The 20,455-nt window shown below is 56.5% G+C and carries 17 protein-coding genes and 1 other RNA gene; 16 read left to right on the top strand and 2 right to left on the bottom strand.

Features of this window, described 5'->3' with window-relative positions:
• The first annotated feature begins 116 nt into the window (after positions 1-116).
• From pilV to ACFQUU_RS06685, 12 genes are all read left to right on the top strand, one after another.
• Positions 117-698, top strand: coding sequence for a type IV pilus modification protein PilV (pilV, locus tag ACFQUU_RS06740; protein WP_382244485.1), 582 nt, complete (start codon positions 117-119; stop codon positions 696-698).
• The gene (locus ACFQUU_RS06735; RefSeq protein WP_382244482.1) at positions 695-1,660 is read left to right on the top strand and encodes a PilW family protein; all 966 of its coding nucleotides are present in this window, start codon (positions 695-697) and stop codon (positions 1,658-1,660) included. Before pilV ends, ACFQUU_RS06735 begins: the two co-directional genes overlap by 4 nt.
• Entirely contained in the window at positions 1,657-2,307 is a 651-nt protein-coding gene (locus ACFQUU_RS06730; RefSeq protein WP_382244479.1) for a PilX N-terminal domain-containing pilus assembly protein, read from the top strand. The genes ACFQUU_RS06735 and ACFQUU_RS06730 overlap by 4 nt, the downstream gene beginning before the upstream one ends.
• Complete coding sequence (locus tag ACFQUU_RS06725; protein WP_382244476.1) at positions 2,308-6,315, top strand: pilus assembly protein; 4,008 nt, start codon at positions 2,308-2,310, stop codon at positions 6,313-6,315.
• A 10-nt stretch (positions 6,316-6,325) separates the two neighbouring features.
• A complete protein-coding gene (locus tag ACFQUU_RS06720) occupies positions 6,326-6,778 on the top strand; it encodes a type IV pilin protein (protein ID WP_382244473.1) in 453 nt (150 codons plus the stop codon).
• Between the two features lie 85 nt (positions 6,779-6,863).
• Entirely contained in the window at positions 6,864-7,406 is a 543-nt protein-coding gene (locus ACFQUU_RS06715; RefSeq protein WP_382244599.1) for a GspH/FimT family pseudopilin, read from the top strand.
• 159 nt (positions 7,407-7,565) lie between these two features.
• Positions 7,566-8,657, top strand: coding sequence for a bifunctional diaminohydroxyphosphoribosylaminopyrimidine deaminase/5-amino-6-(5-phosphoribosylamino)uracil reductase RibD (gene ribD, locus ACFQUU_RS06710; RefSeq protein WP_382244470.1), 1,092 nt, complete (start codon positions 7,566-7,568; stop codon positions 8,655-8,657).
• 13 nt (positions 8,658-8,670) lie between these two features.
• Positions 8,671-9,285 (top strand): riboflavin synthase, encoded by a 615-nt coding sequence (locus tag ACFQUU_RS06705; protein ID WP_382244467.1) that lies wholly within the window; start codon positions 8,671-8,673, stop codon positions 9,283-9,285.
• A 128-nt stretch (positions 9,286-9,413) separates the two neighbouring features.
• A complete protein-coding gene (gene ribBA, locus ACFQUU_RS06700) occupies positions 9,414-10,526 on the top strand; it encodes a bifunctional 3,4-dihydroxy-2-butanone-4-phosphate synthase/GTP cyclohydrolase II (protein ID WP_382244464.1) in 1,113 nt (370 codons plus the stop codon).
• 151 nt (positions 10,527-10,677) lie between these two features.
• Entirely contained in the window at positions 10,678-11,163 is a 486-nt protein-coding gene (gene ribH, locus ACFQUU_RS06695) for a 6,7-dimethyl-8-ribityllumazine synthase (RefSeq protein ID WP_382244461.1), read from the top strand.
• 3 nt (positions 11,164-11,166) lie between these two features.
• Positions 11,167-11,637 (top strand): transcription antitermination factor NusB, encoded by a 471-nt coding sequence (gene nusB / locus ACFQUU_RS06690; protein WP_057290545.1) that lies wholly within the window; start codon positions 11,167-11,169, stop codon positions 11,635-11,637.
• Positions 11,638-11,789: 152 nt separating this feature from the next.
• Positions 11,790-12,959, top strand: coding sequence for a pyridoxal phosphate-dependent aminotransferase (locus tag ACFQUU_RS06685; protein WP_382244457.1), 1,170 nt, complete (start codon positions 11,790-11,792; stop codon positions 12,957-12,959).
• Positions 12,960-13,049: 90 nt separating this feature from the next.
• Here the strand turns inward: ACFQUU_RS06685 and ACFQUU_RS06680 are convergent, their stop codons facing one another.
• Positions 13,050-14,021, bottom strand: coding sequence for a transglycosylase SLT domain-containing protein (locus tag ACFQUU_RS06680; RefSeq protein ID WP_382244454.1), 972 nt, complete (start codon positions 14,019-14,021; stop codon positions 13,050-13,052).
• 466 nt (positions 14,022-14,487) lie between these two features.
• Between ACFQUU_RS06680 and ubiD the strand changes: the two genes are divergently transcribed.
• Positions 14,488-15,972 (top strand): 4-hydroxy-3-polyprenylbenzoate decarboxylase, encoded by a 1,485-nt coding sequence (gene ubiD, locus ACFQUU_RS06675; protein WP_382244451.1) that lies wholly within the window; start codon positions 14,488-14,490, stop codon positions 15,970-15,972.
• A gap of 152 nt (positions 15,973-16,124) precedes the next feature.
• Positions 16,125-16,223, top strand: an RNA gene (gene ffs, locus ACFQUU_RS06670) — signal recognition particle sRNA small type.
• Between the two features lie 70 nt (positions 16,224-16,293).
• Here ffs and ACFQUU_RS06665 read toward each other — a convergent pair.
• The gene (locus ACFQUU_RS06665) at positions 16,294-17,946 is read right to left on the bottom strand and encodes an isovaleryl-CoA dehydrogenase (protein WP_382244448.1); all 1,653 of its coding nucleotides are present in this window, start codon (positions 17,944-17,946) and stop codon (positions 16,294-16,296) included.
• A 91-nt stretch (positions 17,947-18,037) separates the two neighbouring features.
• Between ACFQUU_RS06665 and ACFQUU_RS06660 the strand changes: the two genes are divergently transcribed.
• Both ACFQUU_RS06660 and ACFQUU_RS06655 read left to right on the top strand, forming a co-directional pair.
• On the top strand, positions 18,038-20,035 hold the full coding sequence (locus ACFQUU_RS06660) for a DNA polymerase III subunit gamma/tau (protein WP_382244445.1): 1,998 nt from the start codon (positions 18,038-18,040) through the stop codon (positions 20,033-20,035).
• 58 nt (positions 20,036-20,093) lie between these two features.
• On the top strand, positions 20,094-20,420 hold the full coding sequence (locus tag ACFQUU_RS06655; protein WP_057290539.1) for a YbaB/EbfC family nucleoid-associated protein: 327 nt from the start codon (positions 20,094-20,096) through the stop codon (positions 20,418-20,420).
• The last annotated feature ends 35 nt before the right edge of the window (positions 20,421-20,455 follow it).

Here is a 20,455-nt window from a genome sequence, read left to right as displayed (position 1 = left end):
CATTTTGCTGCCGCTTCCAGCGCATCTTGCCGCTAAAAATATTGCCATATATATAATTATCAAATATATAATATTGTCTTTCGGGAAGTAACAATTCATGGCAAGGAGGGGGCGGGATGGTGAGACAGAAGCATATAGTTGGCTTCTCGTTGATTGAGGTATTGGTCGCGGTACTGGTTCTCGCGTTGGGCGTGATCGGCGCGGCCGGTATGCAGTTGACCGCCATGCGTACCGGTCATCAGTCCGGCCTGCAAACGATGGCAGTTCAGTTCGCTGCCGAACTTGCCGACAAAATGCGCGCCAATGACGGGCAGATGAAGAAGAACGATGCAGACAATCCCTTTATCGGCATAAGTTTCCGGCATTCAGTCGAGGGCACCCCGACCACACCCTCCAAGTTGTGCTACAGCGCGAGTTGCGATAGCCGTGAACTTGCGGATTTCGATATCTACGAATGGAAGAAGCGCCTCGCTGCGACGCTGCCGGACGCGCGTGCTGTCGTATGTCGCGATGCGCAGCCTTGGGATGACGCACAGCATTCGCTCACATGGGAATGCCAGGGAGGTGCTGGCGCAGGTGCGTCAGTTGTCATCAAAGTCGGGTGGCAGGCAAAAAATCCAGATGGCACGCTGGTCAGAAACGCTTCCAAGGAATTCCCGCCTACCGTGGCATTCACTGTGGAACCCTATATTCAATGAGGGCAACTCGATTGCATGCGCTCGGCCCGCAATGTCGCGACGCCGGTCGACAACAAGGCCTGACCTTAATTGAGCTCATGATCTCCATTACGCTTGGATTGCTGGTTGTCATGGCGGCGACGGCATTGCTGTTGTCCGCAAAATCGGGCTATATCGCCCAGGATGACGATGCGCGCATGGATGACACTGGCCGTTACGCGGTTGAACTGATGACGCGCGCTGTTCGACAGGCCGCCTATGTCAACTGGGATCGGCAGGAGGCACCTGCGGTAGTCAGGCCGGAAATGAGCCCAAGCCTGGAGGGCCTTGATGCTCACCGACTGAAGTCCAATACACCCGGCATGACATCAGCGCTTGCGGCGGCGGTAAATGGCAGCGATATATTGTCTGTCCAGTTTTTTGGAGCCACGGATGGCGCTGTCGTCAATTGCGCCGGCTTTCCCATCCCTAACCAGGAGCGCAGCGCCAGCATCTTCTATGTGGCGGAAGATTCGATCGGTGAGCCTCAGTTGTACTGCAAGTACCAGGGAGACAGCAGCTGGAGGGCGGAAGGCGTCGCACGCGGGGTTGAAGCGCTTCAGGTGTTGTATGGGGTGGATATCGATGAGGACGGGCTACCCAACAAGATGCTGAATGCGGCTGCAATCAATGCACTCGATTCCGCGATGGCAGCCGGAGACATAAGTGACGCCGCACGCAATGCCAAAACATTCTGGAAGAAAATATCAACTGTGCGCATCGCCGTGCTGGTCCGCGGCACCAATAACTCACGTGTCCAAGCAGGTAAAACTAAAACGGTCTACGACTTGTTCGGTGACGAATATTCAAGCATGCATGCGTCGAATGACAAGGGTACACATCTGAGCGAAACCGATTTTCCCAAGAGCGTCAGGCAACGGCCGCGCAAAGTCTATACGGCGACGGTGCAACTGCGTAACCAGGCATCAGGCAGCGGCGAATGAGGGCAACGGACCTGAGCTTAGCGGCGCTGTGCCGTTACAGCGACTACATTACTAATCCACGGGAGCAGGGGGCTTCACTCGTCGTCGCCCTGATGATGCTGGTGGTGACGATGCTGCTTGGTATTTCTGCTGCACAGATTGCCCTGCAAGGCGAAAAGATTTCCCGCAATGACCGTGACAGACAGGTGGCGCTGCAAGCGGCGGAGGCAGCGCTCATGGATGCCGAGCTTGACATCGAAAGTTCGCCGGATGCCGCCAAATCACGTAGCGCCTTGTTCGCGTCGGACAATATTCTGGCGTTCCCCGAGGCCGGATGTGGCTCCGGCCTGGGCAGTACCAACCTCGGACTTTGCGCCGTTGCAGCAGAGACAGCGACTCCCATGTGGCAGAGCGTCGACTTCCTAAACGATTCCAGTGACGCTAGTTCAGTCCCCTATGGCCGCTTTACCGGCTATGTCTTCCCATCAGGTAAGGGAGCGCTGCCTGCAAAACTTCCCCGATACATCATTGAGCCGATGATGTTTTCTTACAAAGGGCATGGGGCCGAGAAGCCGGAAGTGTTCTTTCGCGTCACCGCAATCGGATTCGGCATGCGAGAAACCACGCAGGTGGTCTTGCAGACCTTTTACAGAAAGGCTGGTAAATAGATGGCCAGGGTAATCTCACTGGACACAGGTGCAATCACGATGCGCTGTGCACTGGGAATCGTATTAACGGCAATTGCCGTTGATACCGTCGCTGCGAATCCAGAGGTCAAGATGGCTAGTGGGCCTCTGTTCAATGGCCGCGCAAATATTCATCCCAATCTGCTGCTCAGCCTGTCAGTGGAGTTCCCCACGGTAGGTGTCGCCTACCGCGGAGACAAAGGAACTTATAACCGTACATTCGAGTACGTGGGTTATTTCAATCCGAAAAAATGTTATCAATACAAGGGCAGCAAGCGTAATCCAGGAAACGACCCGGATACCTACTACGAAGACCAGTACTTCATCCCCGACAAGAATGCCGACGCCTTGCATGAGTGCGGCAATGCCACCTTTAGTGGCAACTTCATGAATTGGGCAGCATCTTCAGCGATCGACATGGTGCGTTACGCGCTGACCGGCGGTGACCGAATTCTCGATACGGACCAGCAAACCATATTGCAGCGCGCCGTACTACGGGATAGCCCGGAAACCAATTTCTACGCACACAACACCTATTTTCCACGGCGTACGCTAACCATGGGCGGCAATGCCAGTGCGCCCGGGATGGTAACTCCGTTCGATGTCAAGACCTTGTACATCGTCTCCTGCCGCAACCGTATCCTGTTCAGCGAAGTGAGCAGTGGAACGGTGGACAGCAAGGACGCGAGCAAGTATTGCACTTCCGTCTGGGATGGCAATGGCAGCCTTCCGAAGCTGGCAACGGACAAGAAGCTGGGAGATTATCTGGTCAGGGTCAAGGTGTGCGACGACGAAGAGGGGCCGCAACGCACCGACCTTTGCCAGAAATACGGGAATGCCTATAAACCCGTCGGCCAAATCCAGCGTCATGCCGAGAAACTGCGTGTCGGCGCAATGGGCTATTTGCTGGACGACAGTGTGCAGCGCTACGGCGGTGTATTGCGGGCGCCAATGAAATATGTGGGGCCGCTTCGCAGGGATGCGCCGGATTTTCTTGCAAAGGACAACGATCTGCGCGAATGGGATCCGGTTTCCGGACGCTTTCACAACAATCCTGAAGTCCCTTCGGATCGGGATGGCAAGCCCAACAGCGGCGTCCTCAATTACCTGAACAAGTTCGGCCGTTCCGGCATTTACAAGAGCTACGACCCGGTCAGCGAGCTTTACTACGAAGGTATCCGCTATTTTCAGGGAAAGGGTCCGACCCCTGAGGCCACAAGCGGGATCGCCGATAGCATGAAAGATAGCTTTCCTGTGATAACGACATGGAAGGATCCGGTAATTGCTTCATGCCAGAAAAACTACATCCTCAATATTGCTGACGTCAACACCCATTGGGATCGTTTCATCCCGGGGAACAAACGTACCACTTATGCAACCGCTACTGGCGTAAGTGATGCGCATGATGTCGCACGTGCGGTGGAATCCGCCGACGCGTCGACGCCGGCGCTAGACGTTGTCGAATGGACGCGCCTTGTGGGCGAAATGGAGAGTGACGCCAGTGGAAGCTTCGGCAATCCAAGCAAAAATTCCGCACTCGCAGGCCTTGAAGCAAAAGACACCGGATCTGGCGGACATGGAACTTATTACATGTCGGGCCTTGCATACTGGGCAAACACTCACGACATACGCTTGGACAAACCAACGCGCGTAAAGACGTTTGTGATTGATGTCGACGAAGGCGGAAACGGCTTGATCGATGGCAGCAACCGCAGCACCAAGCCGCGTGACAGCCAGCTTTACCTCGCAGCCAAATATGGCGGCTTCGATGCAAAGACCAAGGACAATAATCCTTTCATTACGCTGGATGCAAATGGACAGCCGGTCTCTGGAAGCTATGCAGAATGGAGCAACGGTAAAACGCCCGCTGCAGTTCCCAGAAATTATTTTCTGGCAGGTCAGCCAAAGGAAATGATCAGTGCGATCGGCAAGGTCTTTGCCTTGCTGTCCGGAAGTGGGGGGACGATTTCGGGCGTATCGGTGTCAACTTCCCGTATTTCCACCGACGGAGCCTATGTTTTTCAACCGGGCTTTGATGCGGCAAGCTGGAGCGGTAGCCTGAAAAAACTCAAGCTGGCACTGGGTAGTGATGGGGTCGTGCATATTGCGAATACCGCAGAATGGGACGCCGGAGACCTGCTGACCGGAACAGCAGTAACAGCGCCGAGTCCTGCGCCCGAGAAGCGCAAAATATTCACGTCAGCTCCGGCTCCGAGCGGAGGAATCGCTACAGTCGAGTTCAAATGGAGCGAGCTGACCGACAGTCAAAAGATAGTGCTGAATACGTCGCCGACAAGTGGACAGGCAGACGGGCTGGGCAACGATCGGGTCGATTATCTACGTGGGAAACGCGAACTGGAAGTCGACCGGCCAAATGGCATCTTTCGAACAAGGAAGCGTGTACTGGGTGACATCATCAATGGCAATCCGGTCTATGTCGGTGCACCGTCGACAAATGTCCAAGGCAGCGGCTATCAGGACTTTTACAAGAATCATGCCGAGCGCGCCAGGGCAGTGTATGTCGGTGCCAACGACGGCATGCTGCATGCCTTTGATGCGTCCAGCGGCGCGGAATTGTTTGCCTATGTACCCAATGCCTTGCTCCAAGGCCTGAACCGCCTCACCGCCCCCGAATACCAGCACCAGCCATACATGGACGGTGCAATCGCAGTGGGCGAAGCATATGCCGGCAATGCGTGGAAAACCGTGCTGGTGGGTGGCATGGGAGGTGGGGCGCAAGGCGTATTCGCGCTGGACGTCAGCGATCCTTCCGCGTTCGCGGAAGGAGGCAAGGTGCTCTTTGAATTTACCGACATCGCAGATCCGGATATTGGAAACGTCACCGGTCTACCTGGCATTGCCAAATTCCGCGTCGGCATGAAGGACGGAGTCCCGGAGTACAAGTATTTTGCCGTCGTCGCCAGCGGCTTCAACAACTACCTGAACGATGGCGCTGACAAGTTCAATAACGATGCAGCGGGCTCGCTGTTTCTCCTGTCACTTGACAAGTCGCCAGCTGCCAAATGGCAGATCGGGGTCAATTACTTCAAATTCCGTACACCCGCCACCGAAGCCGGCCTGCAAAATGGCCTGAGCGCACCTGCATTGGTTACCGGGGCCGATGGCGCAGTCCGCTATGCATATGCCGGCGACCTTCAGGGAAACCTATGGAGGTTTGACTTCACCGGCACAATGCCGTGGACCAGCGCCCTTGCGGGGACCAAGCCATTGTTTGTCGCTAAAGATGGCAAGGGCAATCGCCAGCCGGTAACCACGCAGCCACGCGTCGTCTTCGCTCCCGAAGGTGGCTATGTGGTGCTGTTCGGAACCGGAAAATTTGTCGAAAACGATGACGTGGCCACGGGAAATTTTTCGACACAGACGTTCTACGGCGTATTGGATACATTGAAAGACAACTATGCGATCGGCGGCAGGACTGAACTGTCAGAGCGCAAGCTGGAGAAGGCAGGTGGTGCGTTCGCGATTACCGGTTCGCCTGTCGCTTACGACGCTGGGAGCGCTGGGGGCAAGGGCTGGTTTTTCGACTTTATGGAATCGGACAAAACAGGTGAACGCAGCGTCACCAACCCGATGGTCATCAACGGCTTGTTATTCTTCAATACACTTATGCCCGGGTCGGACCCATGCGATGCTGGTGGCGGACGCAGCTACGTGGTCAATACCCTCAGCGGCATTCCGGCCAATGGTAGTGTCACCGGCCAGCTTTCCACGGTTGGCATGCTAAGTGCGCCGGTGCCTTTTGAAACGGCGACAGAAGTTGGGGATCGCAACGCGGTTGGCAGGCGCACGCTCAGGAAAAAATATTCTATCGTGAACTTTGGCACCGGCAGCGGCTCTTCGTCTGGCACGACTGTCAACAGCTACGGCGCTCCCGGAGAGAAGGTGGAAGCAGCGCTGCCGGCAGGACGGTTCAGCTGGCGTGAAATTCCAAATTGGCAGGAACTGAGCAATGCGACCGCGAAGAAATAAGGTCGCCAGAATGAAGAACTACGACACCTCGCGCCAATGCGGCTTTACCTTAATCGAATTGATGATGGTTGTTGTCATCGCTGGCATCCTTGCGGCAATTTCCTATCCGTCTTACCTGGAATCGGTTCGCCGTACCAAACGTGCGGAAGGGAAGGCGGCTTTGGCGGAAATCTTGTTGCATCAGGAACGCTACTATTCGCAACACAATACTTACGTTGAGTTTTCGGCGACATCGGCTAACAAGGATTCGTTCAAATGGTATTCAGGCAGCAGTGCCGCCAACAGCGCCTATGAACTCGCGGCGACGGCCTGCGGTGATGAGGCCATCGTCAACTGTGTCAACCTTACTGCCAAACCGGGAACTGCGCTCGTTGATGGCCATTTCAGCGATCCAAAGTGCGGTGAGCTAGGTATGTCGAGCAATGGTAAAAGGAGTCCTGAAGATGCCGACTGTTGGAAGTAACTGCAAGTATGGTGATGAATACGGCCTCTGCACATGCCGTATTCATCATGCACACCGTTCACATGCAGCGCGTGATGTCCGATGTTTGCACGTCAACCTGGTACCGCAAAGGGCAGCCGGGTTTTCCCTGGTTGAATTGATGACGGCCCTCGCTGTGGCGGCGATTCTGCTAGGTCTCGCCATTCCTTCGTTTGCCGAACTGATTCAAAACCAGAAAGCGAGCGCGACGGTCAATGACTTTTTATCGGCCATACAATTGACACGCTCGGAGGCTATACGACGTGGAATGCGTGTGGATCTTGTCCCTGTCGGCGACAACTGGGCGACCGGGTGGACCATCTTTATTGATGAGGACGGAGATCAAAAAGCCGGTGCGGGTGAGCAAATCATCTACACTCATGCACCTGTGCCACCGGGTATGTCGGTCAGCTCTGCCTTGACGGACCAGTCACCGCTCTACCTGGCCTATACCGGCACTGGCCGAAGCAGGACCAATCTTGCCGGCGGTCAGCAGCTTCAATTTGGCTCTTTTACTTTTGAGCTTGGCAATCAAAGGCGCAAGATTTACCTGAATGCTTTGGGGCGACCACGGGTCTGCAGTCTAAAAGCGGGCGAAGCAAGTTGTTGACTAACGCCGCCTGTCTAAGGAGTCGGGCGGGCAAGCCAGCGGCAAAGGCCGCTCGCCGCAGGGAGCATGGTGCAAGCTGCGGCGCCGGCCGTATGGCACGATAGAATGTCGCTTTGGCCATGTACTGTATGGCTCACCAATAATCGGAGCGGCATTTCCGTGGATATAAACAACGACCAGCAAGGCATGATGTTGGCCCTGGAATGGGCAGCCAAAGGCATGCTGACAACTAATCCGAACCCAAGAGTAGGCTGCATTATCGTTAAGGACGGACGCGTGATCGGAGAGGGCCATACCCAGCCTCCCGGACAGGCACATGCCGAAGTGCAGGCCCTGAACGATGCCGCCCGTCGTGGCAACAATGTGCGCGGCGCGACAGCTTATGTGACACTGGAGCCGTGCAGCCACTTCGGCCGTACACCGCCTTGTGCCGATACGCTGATCCAAGCCGGTATTGGCAAGGTAGTGGCCGCGCTCGGCGATCCTAATCCCCTCGTCGCGGGGCAGGGCTTTGCCAAACTTCGCGCTGCGGGAATTGAAGTGGTATCCGGTGTATGCGAAAAAGAAGCACGCGAAATGAATATTGGCTTCTTGTCCCGGATGCAGAACGGCAAGCCTTGGGTTCGCATGAAATCAGCAGCCAGCCTTGACGGTCGTACCGCACTCCATAACGGGTTAAGCCAATGGATTACATCATCTCAGGCCCGTGACGATGGCCATTGGTGGCGTGCGCGCGCCTGTGCCATCCTGACCGGCATAGGAACGGTTCAGGAAGACGATCCCCAGTTGAACGTCCGCGCCATCGAGACGCCGCGCCAGCCCAGACGTATCGTCATCGACAGCAGATTGCAGATTGACCCCGATGCGCGTGTTCTCACTGGTGGAGGAACCTGGATTGTTGCCGCGCAAGGCAATCCCGAAAAGGAGGCGCGACTTCGCGAACGGGGCGCCGAGATCATTCTTTTGCCCAATTCGCATGGAAAAGTCGACCTTCCGGCGCTGATCGAAGAGCTCGGACGCAGACAGATTAACGAACTGCATGTGGAAGCAGGCTTCAAGCTGAATGGATCACTGATCCGCGAAGGCTGTGTTGATGAATTGTTGCTCTATCTTGCCCCGAGTCTGCTCGGTGATGCGCAAGGCATGTTTGATCTGAAACCACTCGATAGCCTCGAGGGCCAGAAGCGGCTTGCCTTCCACGACGTCAAGCAAATCGGCCCGGATTTGCGTATCCTTGTTCGTTTTATCTGATTGGATTCAGACCATGTTTACCGGAATCGTCGCCGCGGTCGGCAAAATTTCTTCGATTACGCCTTTGGGCAGCGAATCTGACGCCGGAGTACGTCTCACTGTCGATGCTGGCGGTTTACCGATGGCAGATGTCGCTCTTGGCGATTCGATCGCACTCAATGGAGCCTGCATGACCGTCGTCAGCAAGACTGCAAACGGCTTCACGGTGGATGTGTCGCGTGAAAGCCTGAACCGTACCGCTGGCCTAGATGCAGTCGGAGAGGTTAACCTGGAAAAAGCGCTGACACTGGCAGACCGGTTGGGCGGGCATCTGGTCTCCGGACACGTCGATGGCCTCGGCGTGGTACGCAAATTCGAGCCGGTAGGTGAATCCATGGAACTGGTTGTCGAAGCGCCTCGTGATTTGGCAAAATTCCTGGCCTACAAGGGTTCGATTGTCGTCAACGGCGTATCGCTGACGGTCAATCGGGTCGCAGATACCGCCCAAGCTTGCGAATTTTCGATCAACCTGATCCCCCATACTGTTGAAGTGACCACGCTCAAGCATTTGAAAGCCGGATCGAAGGTCAACCTTGAAATCGACCTGATTGCGCGTTACGTAGAACGCATGCTCAGCCTCAAGGCCTGAAGTTCAGACCGGCCGGTCCTGCCTGCGCCAGCCGGTTTTCGGATGGCGTTTGTTCGGATTTGTTTCGGCTCTGAAAGTTGGAAGCAGCCTAAATCCTTTAAAATAGCAGGCTACATAGGATCTTAGTCATGGCTATTTCAACAACACAAGAAATCATTGCCGAGCTGCGCGCCGGCCGTATGGTCATCCTCGTCGATGAGGAAGATCGTGAGAACGAAGGCGACCTGGTGCTCGCGGCGGAGTTTGTCACGCCGGAAGCCATCAACTTCATGGCAAAGTATGGTCGTGGACTGATTTGCCTGACGCTGACGGAAGAGCGCTGCAATCTGTTGAACCTGCCGATGATGACCACGCGCAACGGGACATCCTACGGCACCAATTTCACGGTATCAATCGAAGCGGCTGAAGGCGTAACTACCGGCATTTCTGCCGCCGACCGTGCACGGACAGTGCAAGTTGCAGTCGCCAAGAACGCCAAACCCAGCGATATCGTTCAGCCTGGACACATATTTCCGCTGAAGGCGCAGAAGGGTGGCGTACTCATGCGTGCCGGACATACCGAGGCAGGTTGCGACTTCGCGGAGCTTGCCGGTCTGACACCCGCCGCAGTGATTTGCGAAATCATGAAGGACGACGGCACCATGGCACGGTTGCCGGACCTCATGGAATTTGCACAGGAACATGGCTTGAAGATCGGCACCATCGCTGACCTGATTCATTATCGTAGCCAGAATGAGAGCATCGTCGAGCGGGTGGCCGAACGCGTAATGCATACCGCGCATGGACCGTTCCGCACCATCGCTTACCGTGACAAACCCAGTGGCGGCGCTCACCTTGCTTTGGTACATGGAGACATTGCCCCGGACCTGGAAACCCTGGTGCGGGTGCATCAACCGGTATCGATCCTCGATTTGCTGGAAACGCGCACCACGACGCATTCCTGGAACACTGCGTCAGCAATGGCCGCGATTCAGGCGTCTGAGCGTGGTGCCATGGTGCTGCTGAACTGCGAGGAATCCGCGGATCAAATGTTTGCCCAGTTCGATGCGCTCAACAATCCGGACGCCGTGCCGCAACCACGGGGATCGCGGCTTGATCTGCGTACCTATGGCATTGGCGCACAGATCCTCAAGGATCTCGGCGTCGGCAAGATGAAACTGCTGGCAAGCCCGCGCAAGATGCCGTCAATGACTGGATTTGACCTTGAAGTGATCGGTTATCAGGCAAAACCCGAAAATTAAGCGCAAGCAAAAGAACCAAGAAGCGACTTCGTCCACTCGGACCGTAGTCAAATAATTTATAACCGCCCTTGTGGCGAACGCAACGACAGTTCGAGGCGTCCGATGCAAGGCAGCAGTTTCATTGAGCGCGATTGCGCATAAAGGAATCACCATGACCGTAGGAACATACGAATCGAACTTGAGCGGAGAAGGTGTGCGCGTAGGTATTGTGCAGGCCCGGTTCAACGAAGACGTTTGTCACGGCCTGTTGTCCGCTTGCCTGGCGGAACTGAAGCATCTCGGCGTTGCCGACGAAGATGTATTGCATGTTACGGTGCCCGGCGCTCTGGAAATTCCTCTGGCCCTGCAGAAAATGGCCGAAACCCAGCAGTTCGATACTCTCATCGCCATCGGTGCAGTGATTCGCGGTGAAACCTACCACTTCGAACTGGTATCCAATGAGTCCGGTGCCGGGATTACGCGCGTTGGACTGGATTTTGGTATTCCGATCGCCAATGCCGTCCTGACTACCGATACCGACGAGCAAGCCGAAGCAAGGATGGCGGAAAAGGGCACGGATGCCGCTCGTGTCGCCATTGAAATGGCGAACCTGTCGATCGCGCTGGAAGAGCTCGCCGACGTCACCGAGGAAGAGTAAGACATGAACCAGAAGACAGCGCATGCCAATCCGAACAAGAACCGCACGCCGAGGCACCGCGCGCGCGAGTTCGCGTTGCAAGGCCTGTATCAATGGCTGCTCGCCAATGAGGATGCCGGCGCAATCGATGCCAACATTCGCGAAGCCCATGGTTTCGACAAGGCCGATGCCGACCATTTCAATGCCTTGCTGCACGGCTCAATCAAGCAGGCGACGACCCTGCGCGAAAATCTTGCGCCATTGATCGATCGTCCTATCGAACAGCTTTCCCCTGTCGAACATGCTGCTCTGCTGATCGGCGCTTATGAGCTCGCCAATCACATTGAAATTCCGTACAAAGTCGTGATCAATGAAGCGGTCGAACTGACCAAATCCTTTGGCGGTATTGACGGGCACAAATATGTCAATGGTGTGCTCGACAAGTTCGCCGCCAAGGTACGTAACGTCGAAGTCGACGACGCCCGCAAACGCTAAGGCAGCCAGATTAGGGCAGTACTGCAACGCGATGCGTCGTTCGGCGTTTCGCGTAGCGAAGCGCAGGTTGTGAAAGTCCGCAACCGTTCCTATCCTTGTTCAATGCTCAGACAGACCAAACTCACAGCATTACCTCGATATCATCCATCGCAATGAATCCACTTCTGGCTTCCCGACTTGCCAACATCGCGCCATTCCATGTGATGGAACTGGCGAAGAAAGCAACCGAACTTGAGCGCCAGGGTCGTTCGATTATCCACATGGGAATCGGCGAGCCCGACTTCACGGCGGCGCAACCTGTAATCGACGCCGCGACACGCGCCATGTCCGACGGCAAGATGCAGTACACCTCGGCGACCGGGATTCCGGCCTTGCGCGAAGCGATTGCCGCACATTACCAGCGTGTTTACGGCTTGAACGTCGCGCCCTCACGCATCATTGTGACCGCTGGTGCGTCGGCCGCACTGCTGCTGGCTTGCGCTGCCTTGGTTGAGAAAGGCGCAGAGGTGTTGATGCCGGATCCATCCTACCCATGCAATCGGCACTTTGTCGCAGCATTTGAGGGGCACGCGAAGATGATTCCCAGTGGACCGGAACATCGCTTCCAGCTGTCGGATGGCATGGTGCGCGAACACTGGAACACGTCAACGCGTGGTGTGCTGCTTGCATCACCCTCGAATCCCACCGGTACCTCGATTCCGCATGACGAACTGCGCCGCATCGTGGCAACGGTACGCGAAAAGAATGGATTTACCATCGTTGACGAGATTTACCAGGGCCTTACCTATGACGAAAAGCCATTTTCGGCATTGTCGCTGGGCGAGGACGTCATCGTCATTAACAGTTTCTCGAAGTACTTCAACATGACGGGATGGCGTCTCGGCTGGCTCGTGGTGCCTGATGCCATGGTACCGGCTATTGAGAAGCTGGCGCAGAATCTGTTTATCTGCGCGTCCAGCATTGCGCAGCACGCCGGAGTTGCCTGCTTTACCCCTGAAGCCATTGCAATCTATGAAGAACGTAAAGCCGAATTCAAGCGACGTCGTGATTTTATTGTCCCTGCGTTGCGACAGCTTGGTTTTCGGGTGCCGGTCACCCCGGACGGGGCGTTCTATGTCTACGCGGACTGTTCTGCGTTGTCTGACGACGCTGACCAGCTAACCATCGACATGCTGCATGAAGCCGGCGTAGTGCTGGTGCCTGGCCTGGACTTCGGTCCTTACACGGCTCGTCAGTACATTCGCTTGTCTTATGCGACATCCATGGAAAACCTGAAGGAAGCCGTGGTGCGTCTTGAAAAGTTTTTTGCGGCACGCCGCTGAGACCGGAAGTGGCGAGTCATCTTTGCGTAGCAAATAAAAAAGGAGCTGAAAGGCTCCTTTTTAGTTTTACAGCGTTGTATCTATCCGTGCTTATAGTGCTGCGACCTGATCTGTCTTGACTGGCGGAAGACCATCTTGTAAAGGGGAGGACGGGGATTCGATTGCGGCCTCTTCTACTTTGGGCTCAGCCGGTTTCGGCTTGGCCGGCGCCGCACTGGCTGACGTCGTGAAGATAGGTACCTGTTTGCCCATGGCGACTTCCTTCAGTCGACGGTACTCGGCAAGCACTTTAGCACCATAGCCAGAATCGGAGGCGAAAGCGCCGGCGCCCACGTACATTTTCAGGCCTGCCTCAACCGAACCACCGCGCTGCACATAATCCTTCAGGATCAACGAACCGACACGGATATTGGCAATCGGATTGAGGGCAGCCTTGACGCCGCCAAGTTCGGCAAATTTGTCATGGTGAACCTTTGACATGACTTGCATCAGGCCTTGCGCACCAACCGGGCTTTCGGCAAAAGGATTGAAGCCCGACTCGATCGCCATTACCGAAAGAATGAGCAGGGGGTCGAGTTTGATTTCCTTTGCGGTCATGTATGCGGCGGAAACCAGCATATTGGTCGCGTCGCCGGCCACCCGATATCGCTTGGCCAACCAGGTGGTGACCCATTGCTGTTGCTTGGTGTTACCGGTATTGAGATTGGCATTGACATCGGTATCGCCTAAAGGCTGGGCCGATGCGTATGCGGCAGTCGCAGCGGATGCAGCCGGCGCAGTCGGTGTTGCCGATGATGCTTTGGCATCAAGCGCTGCGACCGGGAGCGTGGTGTCTTCCGTTGCGGCGAATGGCGACAATTCCTTGAGCTGGTCAGCGATTTCAGGTTTGACAAACATGATGCCGAGTGCGGCGATCGCGATGATACCCAAGACCATCAAGGTATGGTGGGCGGTTGTGAGGAAACCACTTACCGTGTCGCGAGCGAACACCGCCCAGGCAGCGGATTGGCTTGCCTTGCGTTGGGCGAAACCTGTTGTCGCCCTCATAAATAGATGTAACATTGCACCTCCTGAATCGTCGCGGCAAGCGAAGAGCCCACTACAAGACCTTGTAGACCCTTGAGTTTGCCGTGAATCAGATAATCGACTGTGACCGCGCGCGGCGCTGGCAACAGTCGTCGGATTTGCTTGCCTCAGACTGTAGGCGGCTCTATGGCGCCCGGCAGTGGCAAGCAAATTTTTCGGGGGAGAAGGCGGAAGCCTTTTGAAAACACTCCTTAAAATGTCATGTGGGACCCCGATCCCGTGAGTGGCGAGCAATCAAGTGGCAGTTCCTTTGCCGGAAAGCATGCTCGTCAAGTTGGGCGAATTTTAGGGGTGTGTTTATATCGAGTCAATACTAACAAACGCTGTCTTTATTACTTCTAGATCTGACAATCTCGCTGCAACGCAACAGAACCCTAATAAAATCAATTACTTGGGCTTGCATTCTACAAACATAGGCAAGTCTCAAACTTTGTGAAAAATCATGAAATATTCGGATTTGCGAGATTTTATTGCCCAACTGCAACAAATGGGCGAACTTAAAGCGGTATCTGCCCCGGTTTCACCGTATTTGGAAATGACCGAAATCTGTGACCGCACGCTGCGCGCCGGCGGTCCGGCACTGTTATTCAACAAACCTGAAGGACACACCATGCCGGTCCTCGGCAACCTTTTCGGGACGCCGCGACGCGTCGCCCTTGGGATGGGGGCAGAGGATGTTGGCGAGTTGCGCAAGATCGGGCATGTACTCTCCAGCCTCAAGGAGCCGGAACCTCCCAAGGGACTGCGGGATGTATTAGGCCTGGGTTCGATGGTGAAGTCGCTGTGGGACATGGCGCCCAAAGAGCATCGTTCCGCGCCATGTCAGGACGTGGTCTGGGAAGGTAATGATGTCGATCTGAGCCGGCTGCCGATCCAGCATTGCTGGCCTGGCGATATCGCGCCGTTGATCACCTGGGGACTGGTCATTACCAAGGGGCCGCACAAGAAGCGTCAGAACCTCGGCATCTATCGCCAGCAGGTCATCGAGCGCAATAAGGTCATCATGCGCTGGCTTGCTCATCGTGGCGGCGCGCTGGATTTCCGTGAACACGGAATTGTTAATCCCGGTCAGCCTTATCCCATTGCTGTCGCTCTCGGCGCGGATCCGGCGACCATTCTTGGTGCTGTAACGCCGGTGCCGGACAGCCTGTCGGAATACCAGTTTGCCGGTTTGCTGCGCGGCAGCCGAACCGAACTTGTCAAGGCAATCGGTAGCGAGCTGCGCATTCCGGCATCGGCGGAAATTGTCCTGGAAGGCCATATCTACCCTGACACGTCGCATCCCAGCGGCTATGAACACGCGCTGGAAGGACCTTACGGCGACCATACCGGCTATTACAATGAGCAGGACTGGTTCCCGGTTTTTACGATCGATCGCATTACCATGCGGTGCGACCCGATTTATCACTCCACTTATACGGGCAAGCCGCCCGACGAGCCCGCCATTCTCGGTGTCGCGCTCAATGAAGTATTTGTCCCCTTGCTGCAAAAGCAGTTTTCGGAAATCACCGATTTTTACCTGCCGCCCGAAGGCTGCAGTTATCGGATGGCGGTTGTCCAGATCAAGAAAGCGTATCCGGGCCATGCGAAACGCGTCATGTTCGGCGTCTGGAGCTTTCTGCGTCAGTTCATGTATACCAAGTTCATTGTCGTCGTCGACGAAGACGTGAATATCCGCGACTGGAAAGAAGTTATCTGGGCCATCACGACGCGGGTTGACCCTTCGCGGGATACCACACTGGTGGATAACACGCCGATCGATTATCTCGACTTTGCATCGCCGGTGAGCGGACTGGGCAGCAAGATGGGCATCGACGCCACCAACAAGTGGCCGGGCGAGACCAGTCGCGAGTGGGGCACTACGATACGCATGACAGACGAGGTAAAGGCGAAGGTCGACCGGATCTGGAGTGAGCTCGGGATTTGATTTGAAGCAGAGGAGGGCGGAGCGCAATCGGAATACGATCGCAATGTGCTGAAATGAGCAGTCGCGTTTTAGGGAATCCGGATGGATTGTTGATCCGGCAACGCCCGGAAATAGGAAGACGATCCGTCTTCTTTGCTGTTAAAATACAAGTCGGCGGGCCCCTGCGCATTGTGGCATGGCCAACCTGGTCAGGTCGGGAACGAAGCAGCCACAGCCATTTCCCGCAAGTGCCGCAGACAAGGCTCGCCCCTTCTACCTTCCAAGTCTTTCCCTTCCTTATTTCCAGGTCCGCTGTAACAGATCACGTTTGCCTTTGCCGACTCATGTTTGCCGCTCCGGCCATGCGCGCTCCAGAATCGCCTGCTGCATGGCGGCAGCCGACAAGGTACCGTACACGCGGCCGGATTCGGCATCCACTCGGCTGGTAATGAATGCATCGGCAATATCGGCCGGTGCTGACTGCAGCATCAGGCAAGCTTGCGCCGCGAGTACCAGACGCTGTGCAAAGCGGCGTGCCAGCATTTCCCGCTGTTCGGGTGGTGTTGCCAGGTCCTTGCGCAAGGACGACACCAGTCCTGACAAGGCGGCATGGCCGGTTGCCACCTCGCTAAAGTGATCGAGCAGCATCAGGAACCCTTCCGTCTCCCTCTCGATCGCGCGCAGTACATCCAGACACATCACGTTGCCAGAACCTTCCCAGATAGAATTCACCGGTGCTTCGCGATACAGGCGCGCCATCGGACCCGTCTCGACATAGCCATTGCCACCCCAGACTTCCATGCATTCGCCGGTAAATTCCAGCGCCCGCTTGCAGATCCAGAATTTGGCCGCTGGTGTGACGACACGACGCCACGCACGTTCCAGTGGGTCGGTCGGTGATTCGAAAGCTTGGGCGAGGCGCAGCATCAGCACTGTTGCCGCTTCACTCTCCAGCGCCAGGTCGGACAATACATTGCGCATCAGCGGTTGCTCGGCCAGCATTCGGCCAAAGACCTTGCGATGGCGTGCATGGTGTGCCGCCTGTACGAAGGCCTGGCGCATCAGGCCGGCACTACCGATCACGCAATCCAGGCGGGTGTGGTTTGCCATTTCGATGATCGTGGGAATGCCGCGGCCTTCATCGCCAACCATCACGCCATAGGCGTCCTGAAATTCCACCTCGCTGCTGGAGTTGGAGCGGTTGCCAAGCTTGTCCTTGAGACGCTGGACCAGTATCGCGTTCTTGCTGCCGTCAGGCCGCCAGCGCGGCACGAAGAAACACGACAAGCCGCCTTCGGTGCGGGCCAGCACCAGGTGGGCATCGCACATCGGTGCGGAAAAGAACCATTTGTGACCGGTCAGCAGGTATTCCGCGCCACGACCTTCGCCGCTGAAAGGCCGGGCCGTAGTGGTATTGGTCCGGACATCGGAGCCGCCTTGCTTTTCCGTCATTCCCATGCCGATCAGAATGGATTTTTTCTGTTCTAGCGGCAGGTCTCGCGGGTCATGCTCGCGCGAGTAAAGCTTGTCGCGCAAGACGGCAAACAGGTGCGGTTCATTTTGCAAAACCGGGATCGAGGCAAAGGTCATGGTGGTGGGGCACAGGGAACCCGATTCCACCTGAGACTGCAAAAAGTAACCGGCAGCACGGGCCACGTGCGCGCCGGGCCGTGGATCGGACCACGGAAGGGAGTGCAGGCCTTCATTACGCAGCAAGCCGAGTAATGCATGCCAGCTTGGATGGAATTCCACGCGGTCCACGCGGCGGCCGACGCGGTCGTGCGTATTTAATTCGGGCAAGTGATGATTCGCCAATTCTCCCAGGCGCAGGACCTCTTCCGTACCAAGTGTTGCGCCGAAGCGCCGGAGATTTTCCTCGTGCCAGCCACCGGCACCGCGCTGCAATCCGGCGGAAAGTGCCACATCGCTGCTGAAAAGATTGTAGTCCTGTAGTTCCGGAACCTGATTTGTTACTTCATGTGTCGGCCATTGCATTCTGGATATCCTTTTTTCATAACAAGGTCAGAACCTATAACTTGCATCAGGTCAGGTAAAATGCTGGGTACAACCAACTGCCAGCGCAACCATGTCTTATCAAGTCCTCGCCCGCAAGTATCGCCCAAAGAGCTTCGAGACGCTCGTCGGGCAAGAGCACGTCGTGCGGGCGCTCACGCATGCGCTGGAGCAGCAACGCCTGCACCACGCCTACTTGTTTACCGGCACCCGCGGCGTTGGCAAGACCACGCTTTCACGGATTCTTGCCAAGTCGCTGAACTGCGAGACAGGTATCACGGCCAAGCCCTGTGGAGTGTGCGAAGCCTGTACCGCCATCGATGCCGGCCGCTTTGTCGACTATATCGAGATGGATGCGGCATCCAATCGCGGCGTCGACGAAATGGCGCAATTGCTTGAGCAGGCAGTGTATGCACCGTCGAATGCACGTTTCAAGGTATACATGATCGACGAAGTGCACATGTTGACCAACCACGCCTTCAACTCAATGCTGAAGACGCTGGAAGAGCCGCCCGAGCACGTCAAATTCATTCTGGCAACGACGGATCCGCAAAAAATTCCGGTCACGGTATTGTCGCGTTGTCTGCAGTTTAACTTGAAGCAGATGCCCCCCGGCCACATCGTCGGCCATTTAGAGGACATCCTCGGGCAGGAAAATATTGAATTCGATGCGCCTGCCTTGCGCCTTCTGGCACAGGGGGCGCATGGCTCCATGCGGGATGCACTCTCGCTGACCGATCAGGCAATCGCTTATGCCGCCGGCAAGGTGACGCTTGACGCCGTGCAGGGCATGCTCGGTGCGCTCGACCAGTCTTATCTGATCCGGGTGCTCGATGCGCTGGCCGCCAAAGATGGCGCAGGCCTGCTTGCTGTTGCCGATGAAATGGCGACCCGAAGCCTGTCGTATAACGCGGCGTTGCAAGACTTGGGTACCTTGCTGCACCGGCTTGCATTGGCGCAAACCGTACCGGCCGCCTTGCCTGACGACGTGCCCGAGCGTGAGGATATTCTACGGCTGGCCGGCATGTTCGATGCTGAAGAAATCCAGTTGCATTATCAGATCGCCGTGCATGGGCGGAATGAGCTTAGTCTCGCGCCGGACGAGTACGCGGGTTTCTCGATGACATTGCTGCGCATGCTGGCCTTCCGTCCAGGCATGGGCGGAGCGGAACGTGTAGCGCAGCCGCCGGCGCCACCGGTCCCGGCGCGTGCAAGTGGTCCGGCAGCCACATTGGCGAACCGAACTCCGATGTCCTCCGCACCGGTTTCCGCTTCTGCTGCTCCGGCCTTGACGCCTGCGAGATCGGCGGGAATCAGCCCGGCCCGTGCTGCGCTCGAAGCCGCGCGCAACGGTGGCAAGTCGCAGCCGGCAGCGATGCCGGCCCGCCCAGTGCCATCAACACCATCAACGCCATCAGCTTCGTTAGCTCCACCGGTATCGTCCACCCTGCCGCCATGGGAGGAAGACATGCCGGCAGGGCGCGATGCGCCGGCATTCGATTCGCTGCCTGTCGCCGCTCAAAAAAAAACTGAAGTCCGGTCCCAGCCGCAATTCCAGGCTCAGCCCCAGTCCCAGTCGCTGATCCAATCCGACACGGCGGTACTCGAAGAGCCGCCGATCATCGTCGTACCGGAACTGCCGGTGGCAGATGTACAGCCACTTGCATCCACACCAATGCCTTCGCTCAACTGGGATGGCAATTGGCCAGTGCTGGCTGCGGCACTTCCCTTGCGCGGCGTTGTCCAGCAATTAGCCCAGCAAAGCGAATTGTTGCAATGCGAAGATAAGGGCGAAGCAGTACTCATGCATTTGCGTATCCCGCTCGAAACCTTGCGTTCGGCCGGTGCCGTCGACAAACTGACGGCGGCGTTGACGGAGCATTTCAGCAAGACGGTACGCGTGACCACAGAAATCGGCACGGTACAGCAGACCGCCAATGCCCAGGCTGTTGCCGAGCGCGAAGCGCGTCAGCGTCAGGCGGAGGAAAGCCTGACGCGTGACCCTTTCGTGCAAACCATGATGCGTGAATTCGGCGCGACAATCGTGCCGGGTTCGATCAAGCCGGCCTGAGCGCGCAAGCGCCGGGACGGGGTTAACCACAATCTCACCAACAATCAGGAGTTAGACCATGATGAAGGGCCAACTGGCAGGGCTGATGAAGCAAGCCCAGCAGATGCAAGACAACATGAAGAAAATGCAGGAACAGCTTGAACTGATCGAAGTCGAGGGACAGTCGGGCGCCGGCATGGTCAAGGTCGTGATGACTTGCAAGAATAACGTCAAGCGCGTGACCATCGATCCATCCTTGCTGGGCGACGACAAGGACATGCTGGAAGACCTGGTTGCGGCTGCCTTCAACGACGCTGTCCGCAAGGCCGAAGCCACCTCGCAGGAAAAGATGGCCGGAATGACTTCTGGCCTGCCACTGCCACCCGGCTTCAAGCTGCCGTTCTAATCCGGCGACGGACGCAGCAGGCCCGCCTCAGCGCC

It is taken from the genome of Herbaspirillum sp. GCM10030257 (assembly GCF_042666555.1).
Classification (GTDB): domain Bacteria; phylum Pseudomonadota; class Gammaproteobacteria; order Burkholderiales; family Burkholderiaceae_D; genus Noviherbaspirillum.
Note: the sequence above shows the minus strand (reverse complement) of the source record. Positions and strands in the feature narration are given on the sequence as shown.

Excerpts from the sequence above, each read along its gene's own strand:
- ribH (WP_382244461.1), top strand. The coding sequence starts at position 10,678 with ATGACCGTAGGAACATACGAATCGAACTTGAGCGGAGAAGGTGTGCGC.
- ACFQUU_RS06705 (WP_382244467.1), top strand. The coding sequence starts at position 8,671 with ATGTTTACCGGAATCGTCGCCGCGGTCGGCAAAATTTCTTCGATTACG.
- nusB (WP_057290545.1), top strand. The coding sequence starts at position 11,167 with ATGAACCAGAAGACAGCGCATGCCAATCCGAACAAGAACCGCACGCCG.
- ACFQUU_RS06655 (WP_057290539.1), top strand. The coding sequence starts at position 20,094 with ATGATGAAGGGCCAACTGGCAGGGCTGATGAAGCAAGCCCAGCAGATG.
- ubiD (WP_382244451.1), top strand. The coding sequence starts at position 14,488 with ATGAAATATTCGGATTTGCGAGATTTTATTGCCCAACTGCAACAAATG.
- ACFQUU_RS06735 (WP_382244482.1), top strand. The coding sequence starts at position 695 with ATGAGGGCAACTCGATTGCATGCGCTCGGCCCGCAATGTCGCGACGCC.
- pilV (WP_382244485.1), top strand. The coding sequence starts at position 117 with ATGGTGAGACAGAAGCATATAGTTGGCTTCTCGTTGATTGAGGTATTG.
- ACFQUU_RS06680 (WP_382244454.1), bottom strand. The coding sequence starts at position 14,021 with ATGTTACATCTATTTATGAGGGCGACAACAGGTTTCGCCCAACGCAAG.
- ACFQUU_RS06685 (WP_382244457.1), top strand. The coding sequence starts at position 11,790 with ATGAATCCACTTCTGGCTTCCCGACTTGCCAACATCGCGCCATTCCAT.
- ribBA (WP_382244464.1), top strand. The coding sequence starts at position 9,414 with ATGGCTATTTCAACAACACAAGAAATCATTGCCGAGCTGCGCGCCGGC.
- ACFQUU_RS06730 (WP_382244479.1), top strand. The coding sequence starts at position 1,657 with ATGAGGGCAACGGACCTGAGCTTAGCGGCGCTGTGCCGTTACAGCGAC.
- ACFQUU_RS06660 (WP_382244445.1), top strand. The coding sequence starts at position 18,038 with ATGTCTTATCAAGTCCTCGCCCGCAAGTATCGCCCAAAGAGCTTCGAG.
- ACFQUU_RS06665 (WP_382244448.1), bottom strand. The coding sequence starts at position 17,946 with ATGCAATGGCCGACACATGAAGTAACAAATCAGGTTCCGGAACTACAG.
- ACFQUU_RS06725 (WP_382244476.1), top strand. The coding sequence starts at position 2,308 with ATGGCCAGGGTAATCTCACTGGACACAGGTGCAATCACGATGCGCTGT.
- ACFQUU_RS06720 (WP_382244473.1), top strand. The coding sequence starts at position 6,326 with ATGAAGAACTACGACACCTCGCGCCAATGCGGCTTTACCTTAATCGAA.